Raw genomic sequence first — 25,380 nt, 5'->3', positions numbered from 1 at the left:
GGACTCCTCAGTGGCCCAAATACACTTCGATGACTTTCGGATTACTTTGCACCGACTCCATGCTGCCCTCGGCGAGTACCTTGCCCTGGTGCAGCACCGTGACCTTGTGGGCGATGCTTTTGACAAACTCCATGTCGTGCTCGATCACCAGCACCGAGCGGCCCTGGCTGATGCGCTTAAGCAGCTCGGCGGTTTGCGCGCGTTCATTGACGCTCATGCCGGCCACCGGTTCGTCGAGCATCAGCAGCTCGGGGTCCTGCATCAACAGCATGCCGATCTCCAGCCACTGCTTTTGCCCGTGGGACAGCAAGTCCGCCTGTTGTTGCAGCAAATCGCCAAGGAAAATCTCCCGCGCTACCTCTTCCACCCGTGCGATCACCTGGGCATTGCGTTTGAAAAACAGCGCACCCCAGACCTTGCGCCCGGCCGGATAGGACATCTCGAGGTTCTCGAACACCGTGAGGTTTTCGTAGATCGACGGGTTCTGGAACTTGCGCCCGACCCCGGCGCGCACGATGTTGTATTCGCGCATCGTGGTCAGTTCCTGCCCGTCGAACTGGATGCTGCCGCTGGTGGCGCGGGTCTTGCCGCAGATCAGGTCGAGCACCGTGGTCTTGCCGGCTCCGTTGGGGCCGATGACCACGCGCACTTCGTTGCGGTCGATATACAGGTTGAGGTTGTCGACCGCCTTGAAGCCGTCGAATGACACGGTAAGACCTTCGATGGCCAGCACCGGTTTGTTCATTTCAAAGCCGACGGCGGTCATGGCTGGGTCTCCAGGATTTTGCTTTCAGTCTTGGGCTTGACCACCGGCGCCAAGGCTTGCACCGGTGGTTGACGGCGCAGCAGCCGGGCCAATGCCTGCCGACCATGGCTGTCCCACAAGCCGGCCAGGCCATTGGGGAAGTACATGACCACGGCGATGAACAGCCCGCCCATCAGGTACAGCCACAGCTCGGGAAAGGATTCGGAAAAGTAGGTCTTGCCATAGTTCACCAGCAGCGCGCCGTACACCGCGCCGAGCAGCGACATGCGCCCGCCCACGGCGGCAAAGATCACCATCTCGATCGACGGCACGATGCCCACGAACGACGGCGACATAAAGCCCACCTGCAACGCGAACATGGCCCCGCCAATCGCCGAGAACGCCGCGGCCACGCAGAACACGAAGATCTTGAAGCTGGCCACGTCATACCCGGAAAAGCGCACGCGCTCTTCCTTGTCGCGCATCGCCATCAACAACCGGCCAAGCTTGGACGCGAGGATGAAGCGGCCGATGAAGATGCAGCCGAACAGCAACCCGGCATTGATGAAGTACAGGATCAGCTTCGCGCTGTCGGTGCGCAGGTCCCAGCCGAGCAGGGTCTTGAGGTCGGTGATGCCATTGACGCCGCCGGTCAGCCCTTGCTGGCCGACGATCAGCACGGTGAGGATCAGCGCAATCGCCTGGGTCACGATGGAGAAATACACATCGCCCACGCGCCGCTTGAACAAGGCCATGCCGATAACGAACGCAAGCAGCACCGGCACCGCAATCACCGCCACCAAGGTAAAGCTGAAACTGTGAAACGGTTGCCACAACCAGGGCAGCTCGGTGATCTGGTTCCAATCCATGAAGTCCGGGATGCCCGGCGTGGACTGGATCTTGGTGCTTTCCGGGTCGGACGCTTCCAGCTTGAGGAACATCGCCATGCAGTAGCCGCCGACGCCGAAGAACACGCCCTGCCCCAGGCTGAGAATGCCGCCATAGCCCCAGCACAGCACCAGCCCCACCGCGACAAACGCGTAGGTCAGGTACTTGCCGACCATGTTCAGCCGGAACGCATCCAGGGTCAGGGGGAACACCACGAGAATCAGCAGCGCCAGCAGCGCGATGCCGATCAGGTTTTGCTGGCCGCCCAGCAGCTTGTCTAAAGCCTTCATCTGCTCGCCTCTACTTGCGCACTTTGATGGAGAACAACCCTTGCGGGCGCAGCATCAGGATCAGAATCACCGAGGACAAGGTCAGCACCTTGGCCATCGAGCCACTGAGGAAAAACTCCGACAGCGATTGCGTCTGGGCGATCACGAACGCCGAGGCAATGGTGCCGAACAGGCTTTGCGCACCGCCGAACACCACCACCAGAAAGGTGTCGACGATGTACTGCGAACCCGCCGTCGGCCCGGTGGAACCGATGGTGGTGAACGCCGCACCGGCCACCCCGGCCACGCCGCAGCCGAGGGCGAAGGTCATGCGGTCGACCTTGCGCGTATTGATGCCCACCGCGCGGCTCATCAGGCGATTCTGCACCGTCGCACGCACCTGCAGGCCCCAACGCGAGCGGTACAGCATCAGGAAGATCGCCGCCGTCAGCAGCACGGTCAGGGCCATCATGAACAGGCCGTTACGCGGGATTTCAATCGCGTCGGTGAAGTTCACCGAGCCCATCAGCCAGGCCGGCGGCTCGGCGCTGACCTCCCGGGCGCCGAACACCGAGCGGAAGGTTTGCTGCATCACCAGGGACAGGCCCCAGGTTGCCAGCAAGGTATCCAGCGGCCGCTTGTACAAGCGGCTGATCATCGCCCATTCCACCAACCAGCCCACCGCGCCGGCAACGAGGAACGACAGGGCAATGGCGAAGAAGAAGTAATAGGGTTGAAAACTCGGCGCAAAGTGCGCGGTGAGGCTGGAACACACGTAGGTGGTGTAGGCGCCGATGGTCAGGAATTCTCCGTGGGCCATGTTGATCACGCCCATCTGGCCGAAAATGATCGCCAGCCCCAACGCCATCAGCAACAGCACGCAGAACACGGACAAGCCGTTGAACCCCTGCATCGCCGCGATGGCTCCAAATTCCGATAGCCATTCCATGATGATGGTCTCCTGAGAGCGGGAGGTGATAGTTGGAATGCGATGTGCTTTTGCTCTATGTGGGAGGGGGCTTGCCCCCGATAGCGGTGGTTCAGTTATAGAAATGTCGACTGACACTCCGCCATCGGGGGCAAGCCCCCTCCCACATTTGAATCGGTGTGCTTGAAGCTTATTGGTAACCCTTTGGAAACGGATTCGGTTCGATCAGATCCGACTCGTAGATCACCTTGAACTGGCCGTTGGGCTGCACTTCACCGATGCGCGACTTGCTCCACAGGTGGTGGTTCTCGTGAATCTTCACGTAGCCTTCGGGCGCGGTTTTCAGTTCGATGCCCGGGGAGGCGGCGACGACTTTATCCACGTCGAAACTGCCGGCCTTCTCCACCGCCGCTTTCCACAGCCATGGGCCGAGGTAAGCCGCCTGGGTCACGTCGCCGATCACCGCATCCTTGCCGTACTTGGCCTTGAAGGCTTCGACGAAGGCTTTGTTGTTCGGGTTGTCCAGGCTCTGGAAGTACTTCATCGAGGCATAGAAGCCGGCCATGTTTTCGCCGCCGATGCCGAGCAGTTCGTCTTCGGTCACCGACAGGGTCAACAGGGTTTGCTTGGACGCATTCACGCCCGCCGCGTTGAGCTGTTTGTAGAACGCCACGTTGGAACCGCCCACCACGGCGGCGAAGACCACGTCAGGCTTTTTCAGCTTGACCTTGTTGATCAGCGAACCGAACTGGGTGTTGCCCAGCGGGTAGTAGTCTTCGCCGACCACGGTGCCGTGCAGTACGTTCTCAATGTGCTTGCGCGCGATCTTCATCGACGTGCGCGGCCAGATGTAATCGGAGCCAACCAGGTAGAAGGTCTTGGCGCCTTTGGTCTTGGCGATCCAATCCAGGCTGGCGAGGATCTGTTGGGTGGCTTCCTGCCCGGTGTAGATCACGTTTTTCGACTGTTCCAGGCCTTCGTAGAAGGTCGGGTAGTAGAGCAGGCCGTTTTCTTTCTCGAAGATCGGCAGCACGGCTTTACGCGAGGCCGAGGTCCAGCAGCCGAACACGGCGGCGACTTTGTCGTTGACCAACAGCTTCTTGGCCTTTTCGGCGAAGGTCGGCCAGTCGGAGGCGCCGTCCTCCTGGATCACTTTGATCTGGCGTCCCAGAATCCCGCCCGAGGCGTTGATTTGCTCGATGGCCAGGCGTTCGGCCTGGATCGAGCCCGTCTCGGAGATAGCCATGGTGCCGGTGGCCGAGTGCAACTGGCCGACGGTGACTTCGGTCGGCGTCACGGCCAGGCCTTCGTTGTCGGCCAGCACGCCCTGGCTGAACAGCGCGGCCGCCAGCAACGACAGGGCCAACAACGGTTTGGAGCGGATCAATCGTGGTTCCATGGGGCGACTCCTCTGCAATGAGGGCTCCAGCATGGCGGCAGCGGGCCAGCGCGGGTATACGCAGCCTGACGTAACGCAGTACGTCATTTGACGTATGCCGTTGCGCACCAATGCAGGGCAGGATCGCGTCCGCCCAGCCACCGCTGACCAATGTGGGAGGGAGCTTGCTCCCGATGGCGGTGGGTCAGTCAACTGATTAGCGACTGACACAGCGCCATCGGGAGCAAGCTCCCTCCCACATCTGGCTCCCAGCGCAGTCGAGGGCATGGAACTTGCTCACTCCCTTCGTCCACTCTGCGGAGCCTCACCATCGTGCAATCCCCTCCCGGCACCCAGCGCATCGTCAAGATCCGCCGCGACTACAATTCCTGGGTCGCCGACGAGACCATGGAAGACTACGCCCTGCGCTACACCCCCAAATCCTTTCGCAAGTGGTCGGAGCTGCGCATCGCCAACACCGCCCTGGGCGCGGTGTCGTTCCTGGCGCTGGAGGCGATCGGCGGCGTCTTGGTGCTGAGTTACGGCTTCACCAACACCTTCTGGGCGATCCTGGCCATCAGCCTGGTGATCTTCCTCACCGGACTGCCCATCAGCTATTACGCCGCCCGCTATGGCGTGGACATGGACTTGCTGACCCGTGGCGCCGGCTTCGGCTATATCGGTTCAACCATCACCTCGCTGATCTACGCCAGCTTCACCTTCCTGTTCTTCGCCCTGGAAGCGGCGATCATGGCGCTGGCACTGGAGTTGTATTTTCATATCCCGCTGGCCTTCGCCTATGTGATCTGCTCGCTGCTGGTGATTCCGCTGGTGGCCTACGGCGTCACGCTGATCAGTCGCCTGCAACTGTGGACCCAACCGCTGTGGCTGTTTTTGCTGGTGTTGCCCTATGGCTTCGTGTGGTGGAAAAACCCCGACGCGTTCAGCGACTGGACCAGCTTTGTCGGGCGCAGCGGCGACGGCGGCGGTTTCAACCTGCTGGCGTTCTGCGCCGCCTGTACCGTGGCGCTGTCGCTGGTGACGCAGATCGGCGAGCAAGTGGACTACCTGCGCTTTCTCCCGGAAAAGACCGCCGCCAACCGCAAGCGCTGGTGGGCCGCCCTGCTCTGCTCCGGCCCCGGCTGGATTATCCCCGGCGCGTTGAAGATGTTTGGCGGCGCGTTCCTGGCGTTCCTTGCCCTGCAACATGAAATCCCCATGGAACGCGCCGCCGAGCCGACCCAGATGTACCTGGTCGCCTTCCGTTATGTGTTCAGCTCGCCGGAGTGGGCCCTCGGCGCCATGGTGCTGTTCGTGTTCATCTCGCAGATGAAGATCAACCTGACCAACGCCTACGCCGGCTCCCTGGCCTGGTCGAACTTCTTCGCCCGCGTCACCCACAGTCACCCCGGGCGCGTGGTGTGGCTGGTGTTCAACGTGGCCATTGCGTTGATGCTGATGGAGCTGGGCGTGTTCGACGTGATCGATCAGGTGCTGGGGCTGTACGCGAATATTGCGATTGCCTGGATCGGTACATTGGTCGCCGACCTGGTGATCAACAAGCCCCTGGGACTGTCGCCCAAACACATCGAGTTCAAGCGCGCGCACCTCTACGACATCAATCCGGTGGGTGTCGGCTCGATGCTGATTGCCTCGCTGCTGTCGATCCTCGCTCACTTCGGCCTGTTTGGCGCCCTGGCCCAGGCCGCGCCGCCCTTCGTCGCCCTCGGCACGGCGCTGGTGATGGCGCCGCTGTTGGCCTGGATGACCCAGGGCAAGTACTACATCGCACGCACCAGCGACGCCCAATTGATTCACCCGGTGGCACCCGCCACCCATGCGGTCTGCGGGCTGTGCAGCAACCCGTTCGAGACGGCGGACATGGCGTTCTGCCCGGCCTACAGCACGCCCATCTGTTCGTTGTGTTGCTCGTTGGATGCGCGCTGCGGCGACCGTTGCAAACCCCATGCGCGGCTGGTCAGCCAGTTTGAAGGCGTGCTGCGCCGGTTGCTGCCCAACAGCCTGATGCCGCGCCTGCATACGCGGCTGGCCCATTACCTGGGGCTGTTATCGGTGCTGGTGCTGCTGCTCGCCGGCGCCCTGGCCTTGATCTACGTGCAGGCGGCCCAGGGTTTGCCGCATTCGCAAACCCTGTACCAGGCGTTCTTCAAAGCGTTCCTGACCCTGTCGGTGCTGGCCGCCGTGCTCGCCTGGTGGGTGGTGCTGACCCGCGAAAGCCGCCGCGTCGCCCAGCAGGAATCCGACCGCCAGACCCTGCTGCTGATGCAGGAAATCGACGCCCACAGCCTCACCGACCAGGCGCTGCAACAGGCCAAGGAAGCCTCGGAAGCCGCCAACGCCGCCAAGAGCCGCTACGTCACCGGGCTGTCCCACGAGCTGCGCACACCGCTGAACAGCATCCTCGGTTTCACCCAGATCCTGCAGCGCGACAGCGCCATGCCCGAGCAGCACCAGGACGCACTGGCGACCATCCTGCGCAGCGGCTCGCACTTGCTGTCATTGATCGACGGCCTGCTCGACGTGGCCAAGATCGAGGCCGGCAAGTTACGCCTGGAACTCACCGAAATCCCCTTCCCCGAACTGATCCACGACCTGGAGCAGATGTTCACCCCCCAAGCCCAGGACAAGGGCCTGCGCTTTCGCCTGGACTGCGTCGGCAAGATCCCCGCCGTGGTGCGCGGTGATGAAAAACGCGTGCGCCAGATCCTGATCAACCTGCTCGGCAATGCGGTGAACTTCACCGACAGCGGCGAAGTGTGCCTGCGGGTCAGCTACATGCGCGAGACCGCCAACTTTGAAATCATCGACACCGGCATCGGCATCGACCCCGGGCAGATCGAGCGGATCTTCCAACCGTTCGAGCGCGGCGACCTGATGCGCCAGGACAAGGGCGTAGGCCTGGGGCTGACCATCACGCGCATGCTCACCGCGCTGATGGGCGGCGAGCTACGCGTTACCAGCGAGCTGGACAAGGGCACCTGTTTCCAGGTGCGCCTGTTCCTGTCCCAGGTGCGCGCGCCGCAGGCGGTGGTGCATGTGGAACACGACATCATCGGCTACCAGGGCGCACGCCGGCGCATTCTGGTGGTGGACGACCATGTGGACCACCGCAAGGTACTCAGCGGCATGCTCACGCCTCTGGGCTTTGAGGTGATCCAGGCGAGCAACGGCCAGGATGCGATTCGCCAGGTCGCGCTGCTGGCGCCCGACCTGATCCTGATGGACCTGTCGATGCCGACCCTGGACGGCCTGGAAACCAGCCGGCTGATCCGCCGCAATGCGCTGTCCACCGCGCCGATCATCGTGATCTCGGCCAACGCCTTTACCGACGACCGCGAACGCAGCATCGCCGCCGCCTGCAACGACTACCTGGCCAAGCCGGTGCGTACCCCGGAACTGCTCGGACGCCTGCAACAACACCTCGGCCTGCAATGGCTGCGACGCACCAAAACCTTCGTCGCGCCGCCACCGCCCAGCGTGCTGCCGAGCGCCGACGACCTCGCCGTGCTCGCCGAACTCAGCGCGATCGGCTACGTGCGGGGCCTGCACGAAAAACTCGACACGATCCTCGAACACCGCCCGGACGCCGCACCGTTCATCAGCAAAGTGCGCGGGTTGCTCAAGGGTTTCCGCCTGGATGAACTCAACCGAACCCTCAAGGAGGCCGAAGATGAATGTACTCACCCGTAGCACTGAACCCGGCGTGGTACTGATCGTCGACGACACCCCGGACAACCTGGCCATGCTCTCCGACGCCCTCGACGACGCCGGCTACATGGTGCTGGTGGCGCTCGACGGGCTCAGCGCGCTGAACCGCGTGCAACGTCGGCGCCCGGACCTGATCCTGCTGGACGCGATGATGCCGGGCCTGGACGGTTTCGAGACCTGCCGCCGGCTCAAGGCGTTACCTGCCAGCGCGGACATCCCGGTGGTGTTCATGACCGGGCTGACCGACAGCAAGCATGTAGTGCAAGGCTTTGAAGTGGGCGGCAGCGACTACGTGACCAAGCCGATCCAGACCGACGAGGTGCTGGCGCGGGTGGCGGCGCATTTACGCACCTCGCGCATCCTGCTGTCGGCGCGGGCGGCGACGCAACCGAGTGTGTTGACCCTGGAGGATGAGCCGGCGCACAAGCTGTTGTCGGCACGCTTTCAACTGACCGAGCGCGAGGTCGAGGTGCTGCGCTGGGTGGCGTGCGGCAAGACCAATCGGGACATCGGCGATATCTTGGGGCTGAGCCCGCGGACGGTGAACAAGCACCTGGAACATGTGTATGTGAAGTTGGGGGTGGAGACGCGCACGGCGGCGACGTCGGTGGCCTTGGCCGCGATGAGCCCGAGCCGGGCGCCCATGTTGGCGACGTTTTAATGTGGGGGCTGGCCAGTGCCCGCATCGGCTTGTCGTTGCTTGTGTACGCCAGCCAGTTCGGCGTCATCCTCGATGAGTTGTTCAACCGGGCCGAAACAGCGGCGCATCACCGTCACCAGCTCCGGATCAAAATGCACGCCCGATTGTTCAAGAATATAGGCCTGCGCCCGCTCAGGGCTCCAGGCCCGCTTATAGGGACGTTCCATACGCAACGCGTCATAGACATCACACAACGCGACAATCCTTGCCGACAGCGGAATGTCCTTTCCGGCAAGCCCTTGCGGATAGCCGCTGCCGTCCCATTTTTCATGGTGACCATAGGCAATGTCCGCGGCCATATCGGTCAGGTCCGTGGCGTGTGCATCTTGCAGGATTGCATGGCCGATGCGCGGATGCTCCATCATCTGCTGGCGTTCCGGCACGGTTAATGGGCCTTCCTTGTGCAAGATCCGATCAGGAATGCCGATTTTCCCCAAGTCATGCATCGGCGCCGCCAATCGAATCAGCTCGCACCACCTCTGCGGCATACCGATTGCTTCGGCCATCAAGGCCGCGGTTTCGCCAATGCGCAATACATGGGCGCCCGTTTCATCATCGCGATAGCAGGCCGCGCGACTCAATGCGCGGATCATGGCGCAATAACTTTCCTGCAACTGAGCGGTGCGCTCAAACACCCTTTGCTCCAACTCGCTGTTCAGGTCTTGCAGTTGGCGGGTGGCATGGGACAAGCGCAGAGCGTTGCGTATGCGCAATAGCAGCTCAGGCAAATCCAACGGTTTGGTCAGATAATCGTTGGCCCCCAGTTCAAGGCCGAGACGGCGGCTTTGCGGCTCGCTCAATGCCGTCAAGATAATCACGGGAGACCTTGAGCGATTGCGATCGCTGAGTTGGCGCAGAATCTCAAACCCATCGGGCGCGGGCATATCCAGATCCAATAGCAGCAGATCCCACGGTTGCTCTTTGAGCCAAACCAGCCCGCTGGCCGAGTCGGCGAAACTCAAGACGTTGCGCAAACCGAAGGCTTTCAGGCTGGACTCCAGCAAGCGCAGGTTCGCAGCCACATCATCGATAATCACAATTCGGGTATCGGCGGGGATATCACTGAACATTCGGTTTCTCCACTTGCATCATCGCGCGTATGAGTTCGCGTAGCTCATTGGGTTCCAGCGGTTGTTTAAGCACTGCTTGAAACTCACACCCCAACGTCGCGAGCAGGTGTGGTGATGTACACAGCAGAATAAGAAGGATTTGATCGCCACCTGGCAAACGTCGTAACCGCGACAGCGCATCGGTCAAGTCATTTCCCAGTAAGTCACAGTCAATCAGCATGACGTCCGGCGCCGTGTCGCGCCGTACCTGCTCCAGACACTGCGCAAGCGTTCCGTGGCGCAGGTCCACCATGCCCGTCAACGTGTCTTCAAGACAGCGCAGCGTCTTGTCGTCCTGCCCCACGAAACACAGCGAGAGCAAGCGCTTGTGGACCTTGGGTGCCGCGATGCCTTGGGGCAGATCGACCCAAAAGCGACTGCCGACCCCCGTTTCGCTGATGAGCCCCATGCTGCCGTTCATCAACGTGGCGAGTTCTCGGCACAACGCAAGGCCGATACCGGTGCCTTGGATTGCGGTGTTTTCCTGGCCCAAACGCTGGAACGGCTCGAACAGCGCGCCTTGCAGGGCCGCGGAAATACCTGCGCCGCCATCTTCGACAAACACCCTCACGCGCCCCTTGTCATGGAGTTCAGCCCCCATGAACAAGCGAGCGTGAGGGCGGTTGTACTTGATGGCGTTGGACAGCAGGTTCAGCAGGATCTGGCGCAGGCGCCTGGCATCGGCCAGCACACTCAGCGCGGGGCTCGTCGACTGCAACTCAAGGTCAAGACCCGCAGCCTTGGCCTGGGAACGGACCATTTCGGCACATTCGCGCATCAGTCCGTCGACCTCCAGGACACGCATCTGCAAGCGCGGCGCCTCCGCCTGCAGGCTCGACCAGTCGAGCAAATCGTCGACCAGGTGAGCCAAGTGCTGGCTGGCGCCCAGGATCTCATCAAGGGATTTGGCCTCCTCCTGCCCATCGGCCACTTGCAGGCGCAATAACTGGGCGAATCCATGAATCGAATTCAGCGGTGTGCGTAATTCGTGGCTCATGCTGGAGATAAAACGCGACTTCGCCTTGCTCGCCCCTTGCGCTTCAAGGGTACGGCGACGCAGATCCTCTTCAACCTGTTTAAGCGTGTCGATATCGACAAACGTACCTGCGGATAAACGCATGCGCGCATCGAGAGACTCGATCAGGCGTCCACGGCACAAAAACCAGATCGGCGAGCCATCGGGCCGCAATAAACGTAACTCCAGGTCGATCACCGATGCGGCGCCGGTGCGCAACGCGTTGAGCGCCCGATCAAGCGCCTGCACATCTTCGGGGTCGACGTGATCGTAAAAACAGAAGCGCTCCAGTTGGCACGCCGGCACCCCGAAACGGGTGCAGAACGCTTCGCTCAACGACAGGCGATCAGTATCCAGGCGGTATTCCCAGAGCCCGGCGGTGATGCTTTCAACGACAAGATTGAGGCGGTTCTGCGCCGCGTTGCGCCGTGCTTCACTGGATGACAGTTGGGCGCCCATTGACAGCACGTTGCCCGCCATTTCATCCAGCTCACGAATGCTCGAACGCGCGCGCTGCGGGAGCCACTGGCCGTGACCAATTTGCTGCAGCATGTCTCTGATATCGCGGATCGGCCGCCGCAGGCTATGGCTCAATTTACGCGCACGAATCCACATGTAACTGAAGAACGCGAGGTAAAACATCACCAGGCCGGCAATCATCAAATAGCCGATGTTGCGGTAATGGAGCGCCAAGCTGTTCGTGGCCGCCATGACGTCCTCTTCATCGGCGACCGCCAGCAATCGCCAGCCCGCCGGCTTCACTTCGGCCCATGCGACCAAATGGGTGCGCCCGTTGAGCACGATTTCGGCGCTGCCACGACTATTGCGCGCGACAGCGGCCGCCAACTCCCGAGGGTCCACCGCATCGATCAGATTTGAATCCGCAAGGTTGACCGCGCCTTCATTCGTGGCCTTTGCCCCCGAACCACTCCAGTTGCCTTTTTCAAAGTCATGTTCGGCTTCGGGCGGTAACACCATGATCTTCATGTCCGCGCCGACGAGCATCAAGTACCCGCCCCACGGCACCTTAAGCGTGGAAATTTCTTTCAGCAGATCGCCCACGGTGATATCCAGCCCGACCACGCCTTCGAGAAAGTTGCGCTCATAAACAGGCGCGATCGCGGACATCATCAAGCCATGACCCGCCGGGTCGAGGTAGACGTCAGTCCAGCGAACCCCTCGCTGCGGGTTATGTTCGGCATCGGCCAGATAATAAAAGTTATAACCGGGTATCTGCATATCATGCGGATATTGTTCATCGGCACGAATCCACGGATAAATCCGGTTGTAACTGTCCCACGTATTGAAATAGACACTGGCGACCATCGGTTCATGATCTTTGATCGCACGCATCAATGGGTCGAGGCTGGACAACTTCTGCACTTTACCCAGGTTCTGTTGCGCGACAGGTGTGACCGACGAGTAGAACGACGCCGCTCCGCCCAGGTCTTTTCCACTGTAAAGAGCCCCATCGGCAGAAGTGCTTAATGTTTCACTCAAGGGTGTTGAGGCGGCACGCAGTGAGTTGGCCGTCATATCCGCAAATAGCTGAGTGACATCGGCGATGTGGGTTAATTGATCTTGAATGATTCGGGTGTTCTGGTCGGCAGTTGCGCCAAGGCTTTCAATTGCACTGCGTTCCAAATAATCGAGTTGCGATACACGGATCGCCTGATTGGTCAGCAGGTAACAAGCAATCAGAATCGTCTCCACCAGGACCAACGGGATTAATGCACTCTGCATGAACGCCCGCCAGATCCACTGACGCAAGCCTATTTGAGAAGAGCTTTCATTCACTACCAGCACTCCTGCAAATGGCATCAGCCTGTTATTTGTATAGTGGCAATACGATGTCAAAAAAACGATAGCTCATCCGGCGAAGCGTTTCCATACTTTTTATGAGGGCAATCATTGAAAATGACTGGAGCGCTGTACTGCGCGCCGCAAGCGAAATGGAAGAATCAAGCGCGGCGGTCAATCGTCTGCTGACTGAGCTTGGCTCGCATCAAGGCGGATAAATCCAGGGCAAACAGCTTCCGCGTTTAGGCAGACACCATCGCACCAAGCAAGAGTGGCGTGAGGTCGTATTCGCCTGGCATACGTGCTCCCATACTTGCCGGTAAGATTACTCGCCGCAGGCCTTATCGATCAGGCTATGATCGCGCTCTATGAATCGGATATGCCCCATGACTTATGGCCGTTGACCTACAAGCGCTCTACCCCAAACTGATCCATCTGATGTTGGATACAGTGTTTGTGGTTGATAGAGACGACCACATTGTTTTTGTGAGTGATGCCTGTGAGGCCCTGCTGGGTTACCGTCCTGACGAGCTGAACGGCACTCCTATCACCCGCTATATGCATCCTGAAGACCTGGCTAGCACACGGGACTCGATTGCCCGCGTCATGAATGGTCAATTCCACTTCGATTTCCGCAACCGTTACATCCGTAAGGATGGAGGCGTCGTGTACATCCTGTGGGCGGCATTCTGGTCGGAAGAGGTTGGTGCAAGGATTGGCGTCGCACGCAACGTGACGGCTTTGACTCAGGCCGAGGAGGAGTTACGTTTCCTCGCGCATCATGATCCGCTGACAAAACTAACCAACCGCTCGATTTTCAGTGATCGACTGAAATCTGCCCTGCACGTCGCGCACCGTCACAATAGTCAGTTGGCTTTGCTGTTTCTGGATATCAATGACTTCAAGAGTATCAATGACGTCCATGGCCACGCCGCGGGGGATCGTATTCTTTGCATGATTGCCCGACGTCTAGAAAGCTGCATACGTGAGACGGATACCGTGGCCCGGATGGGCGGCGATGAATTTACGGTGCTGTTGACCGATATCCAGTCGAGAGACGCCATTTCCAAAAAGTTAGAACAGATTCACGACGTCATGGCTGCGCCACTACCGCCTGAATTCGGCGCACTCAAGATGCCGTCGTGCAGTATCGGCGTTGCCTATTATCCCGAGGACGGCAAGGATGCCGACACACTGCTCACCTACTCGGATAATGAAATGTACCGGATGAAAAGGCATCGTTTTTTAGACAATAAAGAGCCCGGTACATAAGTCAAACTCAAGAAGTGCGTCCGCCCGGCCAAGTCATCCAGCGGACGGCGCGAAACCAAGACATGGTATTCACTTACGTGGTCACCCGCCCATCAGATGAGAAATCGTTGAGGGCAGTTGAGTGGTTGGATCAATCCGAGGCAGGTGCGGGTTCTTGCTTCGGTTTGCTCTTGCTGAGAACGAACCACACCGCTAAACAAATAAGCCCGCCGCCGTAAAAAAGTTGTTGCAGTAGTTAAGGGGAAAAGGCCAACTATACGGAAGCCATGGTGAACGCCTCTAAGTTTGGAGTCTCACCGTAAGGGTGTTCGAAATGTACCCGCACTCCGATTCTTGCTGCCGAAAACGGATGTGCGTCAAGGGGCTTGGACGCTACGCTCTGGAGCTGGCGCGCTGCAGGTCTCGGTATCTGGATGACCTACCCACCAAAGGTCTGTGAGGGCCGGCGCAGCGTCGGATCAAACGGATTGATCCGGGGCCCGATCGCCGCCGCTTCGCGCTTGAGCAACTCCACCACCATCGGCAGGCGACTCGGCCCCAACCGGTCACTGATGGTCGCCACGCTCAATGCTGCCACCGCATGGCCGTCCCGGTTCAGGATCGGCACCGCCAATCCCGCCATGCCTTCCAGCACGCCGGTATTGCGCGCCGCATAACCCAGATTGCGCACGTTCTCCACTTCCGAACGCAACAGCACCTCGTCATACAGGTGAAAATCCTTGAGCCTTGGCAAGTTGTAGCGGATCACCGTCTCGCGCTCTTCCTCCGGTAAAAAGGCCAGGATCGCCAGGCTACCCTGCCCCACACCCAATGCCACGCGCCCGCCGATATCACCCGTGAAAGTTCGAATCGGGTACGGGCCTTCGCTGCGGTCCAGGCAGATCGCATCAAAGCCGCTGCGCGCCAGCAAAAACAATGAATCCCCCAGGGACGCACTGAGGCGCAGCATGCTCGGCCTTACCAGGTCGCGCAGGTTGCCGGTCTTGCCCGCGTTCGCCGCCAGAGCGAAGAACTCCAGGCTCAGGCGGTAGCGTTTGCTGCGCGCGTCCTGCTCGACCATACCTTCATCCATCAGGCTGCGCAGCAGGCGGTGGGTGGTGGGTTGGGACAGGCCGACCTGTTGTGCGAGCTGGGTCACGCGTTCGCCGCCGTCGGGCACGCCGCCCAAGGTACGCAGCAATGCGAACAAGCGAGACACGCCGCCCGCACCCACTTCCTTGGTATTTTCATTCCGCTCAGTAGAATTCATAACGTGTTATCTCATCAATAATTCTTGTCAGTGAATAAAACTGAAAAAAACACTCCATTCAGTGAAATTCTATCTTTCGCCCATCCTAGTCTTCGTCCTAATCTGCGTCCACAGGGGCGAAATGAACAACAACCGGAAGCCGACTCAAGATCGAGCGCCAACGCACCCGCAACACCCTTTTCGCATCTGCCCAAAACAAAAAAGCGCGTTTCGACGCGACTCAAAAAAAGGTGGAACGCAGACATGGCATTTCTCCAACTCAACGCCTTGAGCAAACGCTACGGCGCCGTCGACGCGGTGGTCGCCACTGACCTTGCGGTGGAAAAAGGCGAGTTCGTTTCCCTGCTCGGCCCCTCGGGCTGCGGCAAGACCACCACCCTGCAAATGATCGCCGGCTTCGTCGACGTGAGCGCTGGGCAGATCCTGCTCGACGGTCGCGACATCACCCGCGCCAAGCCCGCCAGCCGTGGCCTGGGCGTGGTGTTCCAAAGCTATGCGCTGTTCCCGCACATGACCGTGCGCGACAACATCGCCTTCGGCCTGAAGATGCGCAAAGTGCCGGCCGCCGAGATCGCCGCCAAGGTCAAGACCGTGCTGGAGCTGGTGCGCCTGGCCCCCCACGCCGACCGTTACCCCCGGGAATTGTCCGGCGGCCAGCGCCAACGCGTGGCCCTGGCGCGCGCGCTGGTGATTGAGCCGCCGGTATTGTTGCTGGATGAGCCGCTGTCCAACCTCGACGCGAACCTGCGCGAAGAGATGCAGTTTGAAATCCGCCGCATCCAGCACGCGGTGGGCATCACCACCCTGATGGTCACTCATGACCAGGCCGAGGCGCTGTCCATCAGCGACCGTGTGGTGGTGATGCAGGCCGGGCGCGTGACGCAGATCGACGTGCCCTACAAGCTGTATGAACACCCGCGGACGCGCTTTATCTCGGACTTCGTCGGCAAGGCTAACCTGCTGGCCGGCGATTACGACGCACGCGGCATCCCGCAGGTGCGCCACGCCGCGGGTGACGGCGAACTGGTCTTGAGCCTGCGCCCGGAAAAAATCCAGCTGGTGGGCGCAAGCGAAGGTCGCCTGCAAGGCCAGGTGCTCGACCGCTATTTCTTCGGCAGCCAGTGGCTGTACCGAATCCATACCGCGCTGGGCGAAATCACCGTGGTGCGCAGCAACGACGGCAGCGCGCCGCTGGGTTGCGGCGCGGCAGTCGGCCTGGACTGGCAAGCCGAGTTGCTGCGGGTGCTGACGGCGGATGAGGTGCACCCATGAGTCGCGGCTATCTACTCTCGCTGCCGGCGTTGCTGCTGTTCGCCGGGCTGCTGATTCTGCCGCTGGGCCTGACCCTGGTGCTGTCGTTCAACGTGTTCGACTACCAAGTGGGGGTGAAGGCTGATGAGTGGACCTTGGCTCATTACCTGGCGTTGTTCAGCGACGCGTACTTCTACGAAATCTTCTGGCGCACCTTCTGGATCAGCGCGCTAGTGACGCTGCTCTGCGTGGTGATTGGCGTGCCCGAAGCCTACATCCTCAGCCGCATGGGTACGCCGTGGCGCTCGATCTTCCTGATCCTGATCCTCACGCCGTTGTTGATTTCGGTGGTGGTGCGAGCGTTCGGCTGGAGCCTGCTGCTCGGCGCCGACGGGCTGGTCAACCAGGTGATCCAGGCATTGGGCGGGCGCCCGGTGAAGCTGTTGTACACGCCGTTCGCGGTGATCATTGCGCTGGTACACGTGATGCTGCCGTTCATGATCATTCCAGTGTGGACCTCCCTGCAAAAGCTCGACCCCTCGGCCGAACAGGCGGCTTTGTCGCTGGGCGCGAGCCAGGCCACGGTGATGCGCAAGATCGTGTTGCCCCAGGTAATGCCGGGCGTGCTGTCCGGCACCCTGATCGTGTTCGGCCTGGCCGCCAGCTCCTTTGCGATCCCCGGCCTGCTTGGTGGGCGGCGCCTGAAAATGGTCGCCACCGTGGTGTACGACCAGTACCTCTCGGAACTCAACTGGCCCATGGGCGCGACCATCGCGGTGGTCCTGCTGTTGGTCAATCTGCTGATCATGCTGAGCTGGAACCGCATGGTCGAAGGCCGCTACAAAAAATCCCTGGGGGTTTAAGCGCATGTCCAGAAACGGTCCTTTGGCCCTTGGCTTCCACGGCCTGGTGGTGATGTTCATGATGGCGCCGCTGGTGGTGGTGTGCCTGGTGGCCTTCACCCCGGAAAATACCTTGAGCCTGCCCACGTCGGGCTTCTCCCTGCGCTGGTTTCGCGCGGTGTTCGAGCGTGCCGACTTTATCCAGGCGTTCTACAACAGCCTGATCCTGGCATTTACCGCTGCAACCCTGGCGACGCTGATTGCAGTGCCGGCGGCGCTTGCAATCAGCCGGTATCAGTTCCCGGGACGTAACTTCTTCAGTGCGTTGTTCCTGTCGCCGATCATCATCCCGCACCTGGTGTTGGGGGTGGCGATGCTGCGGTTGTTCGCCTTGATGGGCGTCAACGGCAGCTTCACCTGGCTGATGCTGGCGCACGTGGTGATCATCACGCCCTATGTGCTGCGCCTGGTATTGGCGGCAGCGATCGGGATCGATCGCAGTGCCGAGCAGGCGGCCGAATCGCTCGGTGCCGGACGCTTCACGCTGTTTCGCCTGGTGACGTTGCCGATGATCCTGCCCGGCGTGGCCGGCGGCTGGTTGCTGGCCTTCATCAACAGTTTCGACGAAGTGACCTTATCGATCTTCGTCAGCTCGCCGGCCACGCAAACCTTGCCGGTGCGTATGTACGTGTACGCCACCGAATCCATCGACCCGATGATGGCTGCAGTGTCGGCGCTGGTGATTGCCCTCACGGCGGCGGCCATGATTGTGCTCGACCGGGTCTACGGCCTGGATCGCGTGCTGGTGGGAAAACATTGATGGCCTTGTTCAAACGATTGACCGAAACCGCACGCCCTGCCCTGGCGTTTACCCTCGACGGGCAACCGGCCACAGGCTTGCTCGGCGACACCCTGCTGACGGCGGTACTGACCTGCGCCGAGCACCTGCGCGGCAGCGATTTCAGTGCCGAACGCCGCGCCGGGTTTTGCTTGATGGGCGCCTGCCAGGACTGCTGGGTGCGCCTGGCGGACGGACAACGCGTGCGCGCCTGTTCGACCCTGCTGGAGGAAGGCCAGGCGATCAGCCGCGACCCGGGGCGCCAGCTATGAAGCCGGTGGTGATCGTGGGCGCAGGCCCGGCGGGGATCAGTGCCGCGCGCACCCTGTTCGACCACGGCGTAACGCCTTGCCTGGTGGACGAAAGCCTGCGCGGCGGCGGGCAGATCTATCGCCGCCAACCCCCAGGCTTCCAACGCACCGCCAGGCAAATATACGGATTCGAGGCGGGTAAGGCCGAGGCCGTGCATCGCACCCTGGATGAACTGGCGCCGCTGATCGACTACCGGCCCGAAACCCTGGTGTGGAATGCCGAGGATCGGCGCCTGGACTTGTTGAGCAACAGTCACGCAGCCAGTGTCGAGTATTCGCGGATCATCGTCGCCACCGGCGCCACCGACCGTATCCTGCCGGTGCCGGGCTGGACCTTGCCCGGTGTCTACAGCCTGGGTGCGGCGCAAATCGCCTTGAAGTACCAAGGTTGCGCCATCGGCGAACGCGTGGCGTTTTGTGGCAGCGGGCCGTTGCTGTATCTGGTGGCATATCAATACGCCAAGGCCGGCGCCAATGTAGTCGCCGTGCTCGACAGCGCGCCGTTCAGCGCCCAATGCCGCGCCTTGCCGGCGCTGCTCGGACAACCGGCGACCCTGGCCAAGGGCTTGTATTACCGCGCCTGGCTCACGGCCCACGGCGTTCCCGTGCATCAGGGCGTGACGCTGCAGCAGATCGACGGTGAACAACGGGTCAGCGGCATACGTTGGCGCAAGCACACCCTGGCCTGCGACGCCGTGGCCTTCGCCCATGCGCTGCGCAGCGAGACGCAGTTGGCGGACCTGCTCGGTTGCGAATTTGCCTGGAATGCCTTGAACCGTGCGTGGCTGCCGCAACGGGACCGTGCCGGGCGCAGCAGCGTCGACGGTGTGTACCTGGCGGGCGACGGTGCCGGGATCATGGGTGCCGATGCCGCGCAGATGGCCGGTGAGCGGGCGGCGTTGGCGGTGCTGGCGGATGCAGGCGTCGCGATCGATCATCAGCGCCCGGCCCTGCTTGAGCGGCAATTGGCGCGCATCCAGCGCTTTCGCCAGGGCCTGGAGACGGCGTTTCCCTTCCCGGCAGACTGGGCCGCGCAGGCGCCGGACGACTTGATGCTGTGTCGCTGTGAAGAAGTCCGGGTTGGCGATATCCGCACCGTGGTGGACGAAGGTCATTGGGAAATCAATCGGGTCAAGGCCCATTGCCGGGTGGGCATGGGCCGCTGCCAGGGGCGCATGTGCGGGCTGGCGGCGGCTGAAATCGTCGCCGAGCGCAGCGGTCGCGGGATAGAAGACGTCGGGCGTTTGCGCGGCCAGGCCCCGATCAAGCCGCTGCCGTTTGGCGTGGAGGTGCAGCCATGATCGACGTCATCGTCCTCGGCGGCGGGATTGTCGGTGCGTCGGCGGCCTTGATGCTGGCGCACAAAGGTCAGCGTGTGGCGTTGGTGGAACGGGACTTCTGCGGCTCGCACTCCAGTGGCGTGAACTATGGCGGCGTGCGGCGCCAGGGACGCCCGTTGCATCAGTTGCCGTTGTCGCAGCGCGCCCATCAATTGTGGGCCGACCTGCCCGGCTTGATCGGTATCGACGGCGAATACGTGCGCTCCGGGCATTTGAAACTGGCGCGCAGTCATGGAGATTTTGCCGCGTTGCAGGCGTATGCCGAACACACGCGGGGCTTTGGCCTGGGCTTGCAGTTGCTCGATTACGCCGAACTGCGCGCACGTTTTCCGTGGGTCGGGGATATCGCAGTGGGTGCGTCGTTATGCCCCGAAGATGGCCATGCCAACCCGCGCCTGGTATCCCCCGCCTTCGCCCGTGCCGCGCAGCGCCTTGGCGCGTGTGTCTACGAGCAGGCCGAGGTGATCCGCATCGAACATGACAGCCGCCAGTTCCAGGTGGATTGCGCCAACGGCCTGCACCTGCAGGCGCCATGGCTGCTCAATTGCGCCGGCGCCTGGGCAGGGACCGTCGCCGCGCAATTCGGCGAGCCGGTCCCCATGACGTCTGCGCACCCGGCCATGCTGGTCACCGAGCCGCTGGCCGTGGTGATGAACGTCAGCACCGGTGTCGAAGGCGGCGGGATTTATGCGCGCCAGGTGGCCCGGGGCAATTGCATCCTCGGCGGCGGTCGCGGTTTTGCGCTTGGCCCCCGGCAGGCGCGGCCCGGGCAAGCGGCGGTGCTGGAGATTCTGCGCCATGCCGGCGAGCTGTACCCGTTTCTCAAGGGTGCCCAGGCGATTCGCACCTGGAGCGGCACCGAAGGTTACCTACCCGATCATGAACCGGTGATCGGCCCCAGCAGCACCCAGCCTGGCCTGCTCCACGGTTTCGGCTTTGCCGGCGCCGGGTTCCAGCTGGGCCCGGCGGTCGGTGAAGCCCTGGCAGAGATCGTCTGCACAGGGGCCAGCCGGCAACCCATCGAAGCGTTTTCCATCCGTCGTTTCCAAGCCTGAGAGGAAAAACATCCATGAATACTCGTATTGCGCTGTCCTGCTTGTCCCTCGCTCTGCTCGCCTCCACCGCTCATGCGGCCCCGACGCTGTACCTGGGCATGAACGGCGGCACCATGGAACGGGTGTATGCCGACAAGGTGCTGCCCGCGTTCGAAAAGGCCAATAACGTCAAGGTGGTGATCGTGCCCGGCACGTCGTCGGACATCCTCGCCAAGGTCCAGGCCAACAAAGACAACCCGCAGATGCATGTGATGTTCCTCGACGACGGCATCATGTACCGCGCCATCTCCATGGGCCTGTGCGACAAACTGGCGCCGAGCCCGACCCTGGAGCAGATCCCGGCCAAGGCGAAAATCAAGGACCAAGCCGTGGCCGTGACCCTCGGCGTCACCGGCCTGGGCTACAACGCCAGGCTGTTCAAAGAGAAAGGCTGGGCTGCACCGACCTCGTGGATGGACCTGGCCGACCCGCGCTTCAAGGACAAAGTGGTGTTCCAGTCCCTGGCCTCATCGACCTTCGGCCTGCACGGTTTCCTGATGTTCAACCGCCTCCAGGGTGGCTCAGAGACCAACGTGGAACCGGGCTTCAAGGCCTGGCCCAAAACCGTCGGCCCCAACGTGCTGGAGTACATCGCCAGCTCCGCGAAAATCTCCGAGATGGTGCAAACCGACGAAGCGGCGATCTTCCCCCTCACCCCGACCCAGGTCGCCACCCAGAAACTGCTCGGCGTGCCGATGGAATACGCGCAACCCAAGGAAGGCGCCGTGGTGCTGAACGTGGCCGAATGCGTGATCGCACGCAACGACCAACCGGAACTGGCGCAGAAACTCGCGGCCTTCCTGCTGACCGCCGAAGCCCAGGCGCCGGCGCTGGAGGAAGGTGATCAGATCCCGTCAAACCCGACCACGCCCACCAGCGACAAGACCCGCGCCCGAGTGGAGGCGATGCAGGGTTATTTGCAGACGGCGATTTCGATTGATTGGGACCAGGTGAACCAGGCGCGGCCGGAGTGGAATGCGCGGTGGAGTCGGTCGATTGAGCGGTAGCGTTTCATCAGCCTGCTCGGCGCCTACCGAGGTGCGATGGGTAGCGCGCGTTTGTGGGCGGTCTTCAGATAGGCTTGCTCCACAATCGTTCGCACCCGTTCGCTCACCGGCTCACCCATCAGGTAGGCGTCGATCTCTTCATAAGTGCAGCCGTATGCCTGCTCATCCAGCTTGCCCGGTGCCAGCTCTTCGAGGTCGGCGGTAGGTTGTTTGTGCACAAGATTCGCCGGGGCACCGAGGGCATCAGCCAGCAGGCGCACCTGGGTCTTGGTCAGGCCCGACAACGGCGCCAGGTCGCACGCGCCGTCGCCGAACTTGGTGAAAAACCCCATCAATGCTTCGGCGCCGTGGTCGGTGCCGACCACCAGGCCGTTGTGCAGGTTGGCCATCGCGTACTGCGCGATCATGCGGGTGCGGGCCTTGACGTTGCCTTTGATGAAGTCGACCTGTGCGGCGCTGGCTTCGGTGGCGGTGAGGCAGGCCATCAGGCCGTCGACGCTGGCGGCGATGTTGAGGGTGTCGATGTGGTCGGGGGTGATGAAGGCCAGGGAGGCCTGGGCGTCGCTTTCGTCGGCCTGGGTTTTGTAGGGCAAGCGCAGGGCGATAAAGCCTGCGGCGTAGTCTTCGCTGCGCAGTTGCTCTACCGCCAGTTGGCAGAGGCGCCCGGCCGTCAGCGAATCGACGCCGCCGCTGATGCCCAGCACCAGAGCCTTGCAACCGGAATGGCGCAGGGTGGTTTTGATGAAGTCGATACGCCGTTGGATCTCCCGGGGCGCGCCCCCCTTGACCAACGAGCGGTTGATATTCAGTTCCAGGGCAATACGGTCCTGGGTTTGCATGTCACACCTCCACGCGGCCGACGTTGAATACTTGCGTTGCGTACCGCAAAAACGAAGCGTCTTCGCAGACATTCTTGATCGGGTCATCCGAGAATTTCACCACCGGCTCACCGTGTACCCGCACCAGTTTCATCACGATGCTCAGCGGCTCGACGCCTTCCACATCGCAGGCCAGGCTGGTGCCCATGCCGAAGCCGAACCTGGCCTTGCCGCGCACATGGCGCAGGATCGGCAGGCATTTCTCGAAGTTCAGGCCGTCGGAGAACATCAGGTCCTTGGTCATCGGGTCGATACCCAGTTGTTTGTAGCGGGCCAGGACTTTATCGGCCCAGACGATAGGGTCGCCGGAGTCCTGGCGCAGGCCGTCGTAGAGCTTGGCGAAGTACAGGTCGAAGTCCTTCAGGAAGAAGTCCGTGCTGATGCAGTCGGTCAGGGCGATACCCAGGCGGCCGCGGTATTCACGTACCCAGTTTTCCAGGGCGGCGTTCTGGCTTTCGCGCAGGCGGCCCAGTTGCTGGTGCACCATCAACCATTGGTGGGCCATGGTGCCGATCAGCGGCAGGTCGAACGCGTAGGCCAGGTGCGCGTTGCTGGTGCCGACGAACTGGCCGGGGAAGTCGCGGCGCATGATGTCCACCACTTCGCGCTGGGCCTTGAACGACAGGCGCCGGCGCGTGGAAAAGTCGGAGACGCGCAGGTCGGCAAGTTCGTCGCGGCTGAGGTTTTTCTCCAGCCAGTCAAATTTCTGGTAGAGCTTGCGGGTGACGTCCTCCAGGCTCACATCGGGGTATTTGTCACGGTTGCGCAGCTCGCTGACCAGCGCCAATACCGGCTGTTCGAACATGATGCAGTGCAACATCGGGCCGACGACGCGGATGTTCAGTTGGCCGTCGACTTCGCTGACGTGGATATAGCGCAGGTTGAAGCGGAACAGGCCGAGGAAGCGCTCGTAATCCGGCGTGAGGTATTCGCGAAAGCGTGGGTTGAACAGAAAGCGCAGCTCGCCTTCGCGCATCTGCAGGCCGGCGAGTTTTTCCAGTTCATCGCGCAGTTGCGGGATCAAGTGGCCCAGTTTTTCCTTGGAACGGACGATGAAGTTGTACTCGACGTCGACATTCGGATGCTGGTGCAACACAGCCTGCATCATGGTGAAGGTGTAGTAGTCGGTGTCGAGCAAACCCTGGATCACCGGGGTTTCGTAGTCGTAGGCACTTTCCATGGCGTATCTCCTTAACGCGTGGCCATCGCGGCCAGTTCTTCGCGGGTGCGGCTGATGCCGGCACCGGCCTTGAGCAACTCGTTGACGGCCTGTACGCCGCCCTCCTGCGTAATACCGCGGCACGCCGGCAGGTGCAGCACCACTTCCAGGCCGGCCTTGAGCAGTTGCAACGCGGTGGTTTTGACGCAGTAGTCGAGGGCCAGGCCGCCGACGATCACGCGGCTTACGCCCTGGGCCTTGAGGTACTCGATCACGCCCGTGGACAGCTTGTCGTGCAGGTCGTGGTAGCAGGCGCCGTAAGGGTGCAGGTCGGGTTCGACACCTTTCCAGATGAAGTAATCGTAGTCATACGGGGTGGGCAGTTCGTCGAGCAGGGTGAAGCCCTCGGTGCCCGGCACGCAGTGGCTGACCCAGGTGACGTCAGCATGAGCCAGGCCGGTGGGTTGCAGCATCTCGCTGTGTTGCTTGACCACCCACGGCGCATGCGGAGTGTGGGCGTCCTTGCTGCCGACACGGTAGCCCGCGAGGCTGGCCATGTAGTTGAGTTCGGCACCGATGAGGTCCCCTTCGGCCACTGGCAATTCGTTGGGGCACAGCGGCGTAAAGCTCTTCTGGGCGTCGACGTCGAATGAAGCGATGGCATGTTTCGAGAGGGTCATGGCGGGTCTCCTTTGGCTTGAAAACAAAAGTACACGTCATGTACTTTCATTGCAAGAAAGATTTGTTTATCTAGGCTTTAGTCAGTACATGACATATTTGTTCGATCCGTTAGACTGTGCCCCCCGCTGTTTAGAAGGACTGCACATGCCACTTAGCGCCTACCTCCACACCGTCGACCTGTGCGTGCTGTTCTACTGCCGCGCGGCAGGAGAACTGAAGCTGCTGCTGAACAAGCGCGACGCCGAACCCTTCGCCGGGCATTGGGCCCTGCCGGGTATGGTGGTGAATGGCGACGTGCAGGACCTGAGTCTCACGGATGCCGTGGAGCGCCTGCGCGCGAGTGACAAAGTCGGCCTCGACCTGGTGTGGAGCGAGCAAGTGGGTACGGTGGGCGACGCGTTCCGCGACCCGCGTTGCTGGTCGTCGTCCACTTTCTACCTGGCGATCATCGCGGATGAGGTGACGCTGGGCGAGCATCAAGGCTGGTTTTCGCTGGATGCGGTAGCCGACGGCCGCATCAAGTTGCCGTTCGATCACAACACCATCGTGGCCGCCGTGCAGGAGCGGTTACTGTCCAAGTCGCTGTACAGCAGCTTGCCGCTGATGTTCCTGGGCCAGGAATTCAGCGCCCCGGAAGCGACGGCGATCTTCTCACTGGTGCTCGCGCGGCCGGTGTTGAAGACCAGCATTCGCCAGCGTTTGCTGAAGCTGACTGAGCAGGGATATTTGCGGGAAACGGGGCGCAAGAAACAAGGCGAAGGCGGCAGGCCCCAGGCGACGATGGAGAATTTGAAGCCTGGGAAGATTTATTTCTTCGATCGCAGTTTTGCCGACTAGCTCGGTATTCAAAAACAACCACGATCAAATGTGGGACCGCGCTGCGGGCGGACATGGCGA

Annotated in this window: 21 protein-coding genes; 11 read left to right on the top strand and 10 right to left on the bottom strand. The window is 61.5% G+C overall.

Annotated elements, in window-relative coordinates; all coding sequences use genetic code 11:
* Positions 1 to 7 precede the first annotated feature (7 nt).
* The 4 genes from urtD to urtA form a co-directional block, all read right to left on the bottom strand.
* Positions 8 to 766 (bottom strand): urea ABC transporter ATP-binding protein UrtD, encoded by a 759-nt coding sequence (gene urtD / locus NR164_RS22700; RefSeq protein ID WP_046383754.1) that lies wholly within the window; start codon positions 764 to 766, stop codon positions 8 to 10.
* Positions 763 to 1,923 carry an urea ABC transporter permease subunit UrtC gene (gene urtC / locus NR164_RS22695; protein WP_256823290.1) on the bottom strand — a complete coding sequence of 387 codons (1,161 nt, stop codon included), beginning with the start codon at positions 1,921 to 1,923 and terminating at the stop codon, positions 763 to 765. The genes urtD and urtC overlap by 4 nt, the downstream gene beginning before the upstream one ends.
* Positions 1,924 to 1,933: 10 nt before the next feature.
* Complete coding sequence (urtB, locus tag NR164_RS22690; protein WP_010564283.1) at positions 1,934 to 2,851, bottom strand: urea ABC transporter permease subunit UrtB; 918 nt, start codon at positions 2,849 to 2,851, stop codon at positions 1,934 to 1,936.
* Between the two features lie 169 nt (positions 2,852 to 3,020).
* Entirely contained in the window at positions 3,021 to 4,229 is a 1,209-nt protein-coding gene (gene urtA, locus NR164_RS22685; protein ID WP_024074866.1) for an urea ABC transporter substrate-binding protein, read from the bottom strand.
* A 312-nt stretch (positions 4,230 to 4,541) separates the two neighbouring features.
* Between urtA and NR164_RS22680 the strand changes: the two genes are divergently transcribed.
* A complete protein-coding gene (locus NR164_RS22680; RefSeq protein WP_177034024.1) occupies positions 4,542 to 7,919 on the top strand; it encodes an ATP-binding protein in 3,378 nt (1,125 codons plus the stop codon).
* Positions 7,900 to 8,598, top strand: coding sequence for a response regulator (locus NR164_RS22675; protein ID WP_079443614.1), 699 nt, complete (start codon positions 7,900 to 7,902; stop codon positions 8,596 to 8,598). The genes NR164_RS22680 and NR164_RS22675 overlap by 20 nt, the downstream gene beginning before the upstream one ends.
* Here NR164_RS22675 and NR164_RS22670 read toward each other — a convergent pair.
* Positions 8,595 to 9,707, bottom strand: coding sequence for an HD domain-containing phosphohydrolase (locus NR164_RS22670; RefSeq protein ID WP_079443613.1), 1,113 nt, complete (start codon positions 9,705 to 9,707; stop codon positions 8,595 to 8,597). The genes NR164_RS22675 and NR164_RS22670 overlap by 4 nt on opposite strands.
* A complete protein-coding gene (locus NR164_RS22665) occupies positions 9,697 to 12,558 on the bottom strand; it encodes an ATP-binding protein (RefSeq protein WP_372340298.1) in 2,862 nt (953 codons plus the stop codon). Before NR164_RS22665 ends, NR164_RS22670 begins: the two co-directional genes overlap by 11 nt.
* Before the next feature lie 396 nt (positions 12,559 to 12,954).
* Here NR164_RS22665 and NR164_RS22660 point away from each other — a divergent pair, with 396 nt between their 5' ends.
* Entirely contained in the window at positions 12,955 to 13,833 is an 879-nt protein-coding gene (locus NR164_RS22660; RefSeq protein ID WP_057004789.1) for a GGDEF domain-containing protein, read from the top strand.
* 418 nt (positions 13,834 to 14,251) lie between these two features.
* On the opposite strand, the gene NR164_RS22655 is transcribed toward NR164_RS22660, so the two are convergent.
* A complete protein-coding gene (locus NR164_RS22655; RefSeq protein ID WP_046383761.1) occupies positions 14,252 to 15,082 on the bottom strand; it encodes an IclR family transcriptional regulator in 831 nt (276 codons plus the stop codon).
* 243 nt (positions 15,083 to 15,325) lie between these two features.
* On the opposite strand from NR164_RS22655, the gene NR164_RS22650 reads away from it, so the two are divergent.
* Genes NR164_RS22650 through NR164_RS22620 form a run of 7 tightly spaced genes read left to right on the top strand, consistent with a single transcriptional unit; the run spans position 15,326 to position 21,765 of the window.
* Positions 15,326 to 16,354: an ABC transporter ATP-binding protein gene (locus tag NR164_RS22650; RefSeq protein ID WP_046488378.1), complete on the top strand. Its 1,029-nt coding sequence runs from the start codon at positions 15,326 to 15,328 to the stop codon at positions 16,352 to 16,354.
* Positions 16,351 to 17,196 carry an ABC transporter permease gene (locus NR164_RS22645; protein ID WP_046383763.1) on the top strand — a complete coding sequence of 282 codons (846 nt, stop codon included), beginning with the start codon at positions 16,351 to 16,353 and terminating at the stop codon, positions 17,194 to 17,196. Before NR164_RS22650 ends, NR164_RS22645 begins: the two co-directional genes overlap by 4 nt.
* Before the next feature lie 4 nt (positions 17,197 to 17,200).
* A complete protein-coding gene (locus tag NR164_RS22640) occupies positions 17,201 to 17,995 on the top strand; it encodes an ABC transporter permease (protein WP_057004791.1) in 795 nt (264 codons plus the stop codon).
* Entirely contained in the window at positions 17,995 to 18,285 is a 291-nt protein-coding gene (locus NR164_RS22635; RefSeq protein ID WP_046383765.1) for a (2Fe-2S)-binding protein, read from the top strand. Before NR164_RS22640 ends, NR164_RS22635 begins: the two co-directional genes overlap by 1 nt.
* Complete coding sequence (locus tag NR164_RS22630; RefSeq protein WP_256823289.1) at positions 18,282 to 19,625, top strand: NAD(P)/FAD-dependent oxidoreductase; 1,344 nt, start codon at positions 18,282 to 18,284, stop codon at positions 19,623 to 19,625. The genes NR164_RS22635 and NR164_RS22630 overlap by 4 nt, the downstream gene beginning before the upstream one ends.
* Positions 19,622 to 20,719 (top strand): FAD-binding oxidoreductase, encoded by a 1,098-nt coding sequence (locus NR164_RS22625; protein ID WP_256823288.1) that lies wholly within the window; start codon positions 19,622 to 19,624, stop codon positions 20,717 to 20,719. Before NR164_RS22630 ends, NR164_RS22625 begins: the two co-directional genes overlap by 4 nt.
* Positions 20,720 to 20,733: 14 nt before the next feature.
* Positions 20,734 to 21,765 carry an ABC transporter substrate-binding protein gene (locus tag NR164_RS22620; RefSeq protein ID WP_079443607.1) on the top strand — a complete coding sequence of 344 codons (1,032 nt, stop codon included), beginning with the start codon at positions 20,734 to 20,736 and terminating at the stop codon, positions 21,763 to 21,765.
* Between the two features lie 23 nt (positions 21,766 to 21,788).
* Here NR164_RS22620 and nadE read toward each other — a convergent pair whose 3' ends face one another.
* The 3 genes from nadE to NR164_RS22605 are packed head-to-tail and all read right to left on the bottom strand — an operon-like array spanning position 21,789 to position 24,482.
* Entirely contained in the window at positions 21,789 to 22,604 is an 816-nt protein-coding gene (nadE, locus tag NR164_RS22615; protein ID WP_177034035.1) for an ammonia-dependent NAD(+) synthetase, read from the bottom strand.
* A gap of 1 nt (position 22,605) precedes the next feature.
* On the bottom strand, positions 22,606 to 23,823 hold the full coding sequence (gene pncB, locus NR164_RS22610) for a nicotinate phosphoribosyltransferase (protein WP_232591635.1): 1,218 nt from the start codon (positions 23,821 to 23,823) through the stop codon (positions 22,606 to 22,608).
* Between the two features lie 11 nt (positions 23,824 to 23,834).
* The gene (locus NR164_RS22605) at positions 23,835 to 24,482 is read right to left on the bottom strand and encodes a nicotinamidase (protein WP_046488398.1); all 648 of its coding nucleotides are present in this window, start codon (positions 24,480 to 24,482) and stop codon (positions 23,835 to 23,837) included.
* Between the two features lie 145 nt (positions 24,483 to 24,627).
* On the opposite strand from NR164_RS22605, the gene NR164_RS22600 reads away from it, so the two are divergent.
* Complete coding sequence (locus tag NR164_RS22600; protein ID WP_256823287.1) at positions 24,628 to 25,320, top strand: NUDIX hydrolase; 693 nt, start codon at positions 24,628 to 24,630, stop codon at positions 25,318 to 25,320.
* Positions 25,321 to 25,380: the final 60 nt, after the last annotated feature.

Source organism: Pseudomonas sp. Pse79 (assembly GCF_024519615.1).
Classification (GTDB): Bacteria; Pseudomonadota; Gammaproteobacteria; order Pseudomonadales; family Pseudomonadaceae; genus Aquipseudomonas; species Aquipseudomonas veronii.
Note: the sequence above shows the minus strand (reverse complement) of the source record. Positions and strands in the feature narration are given on the sequence as shown.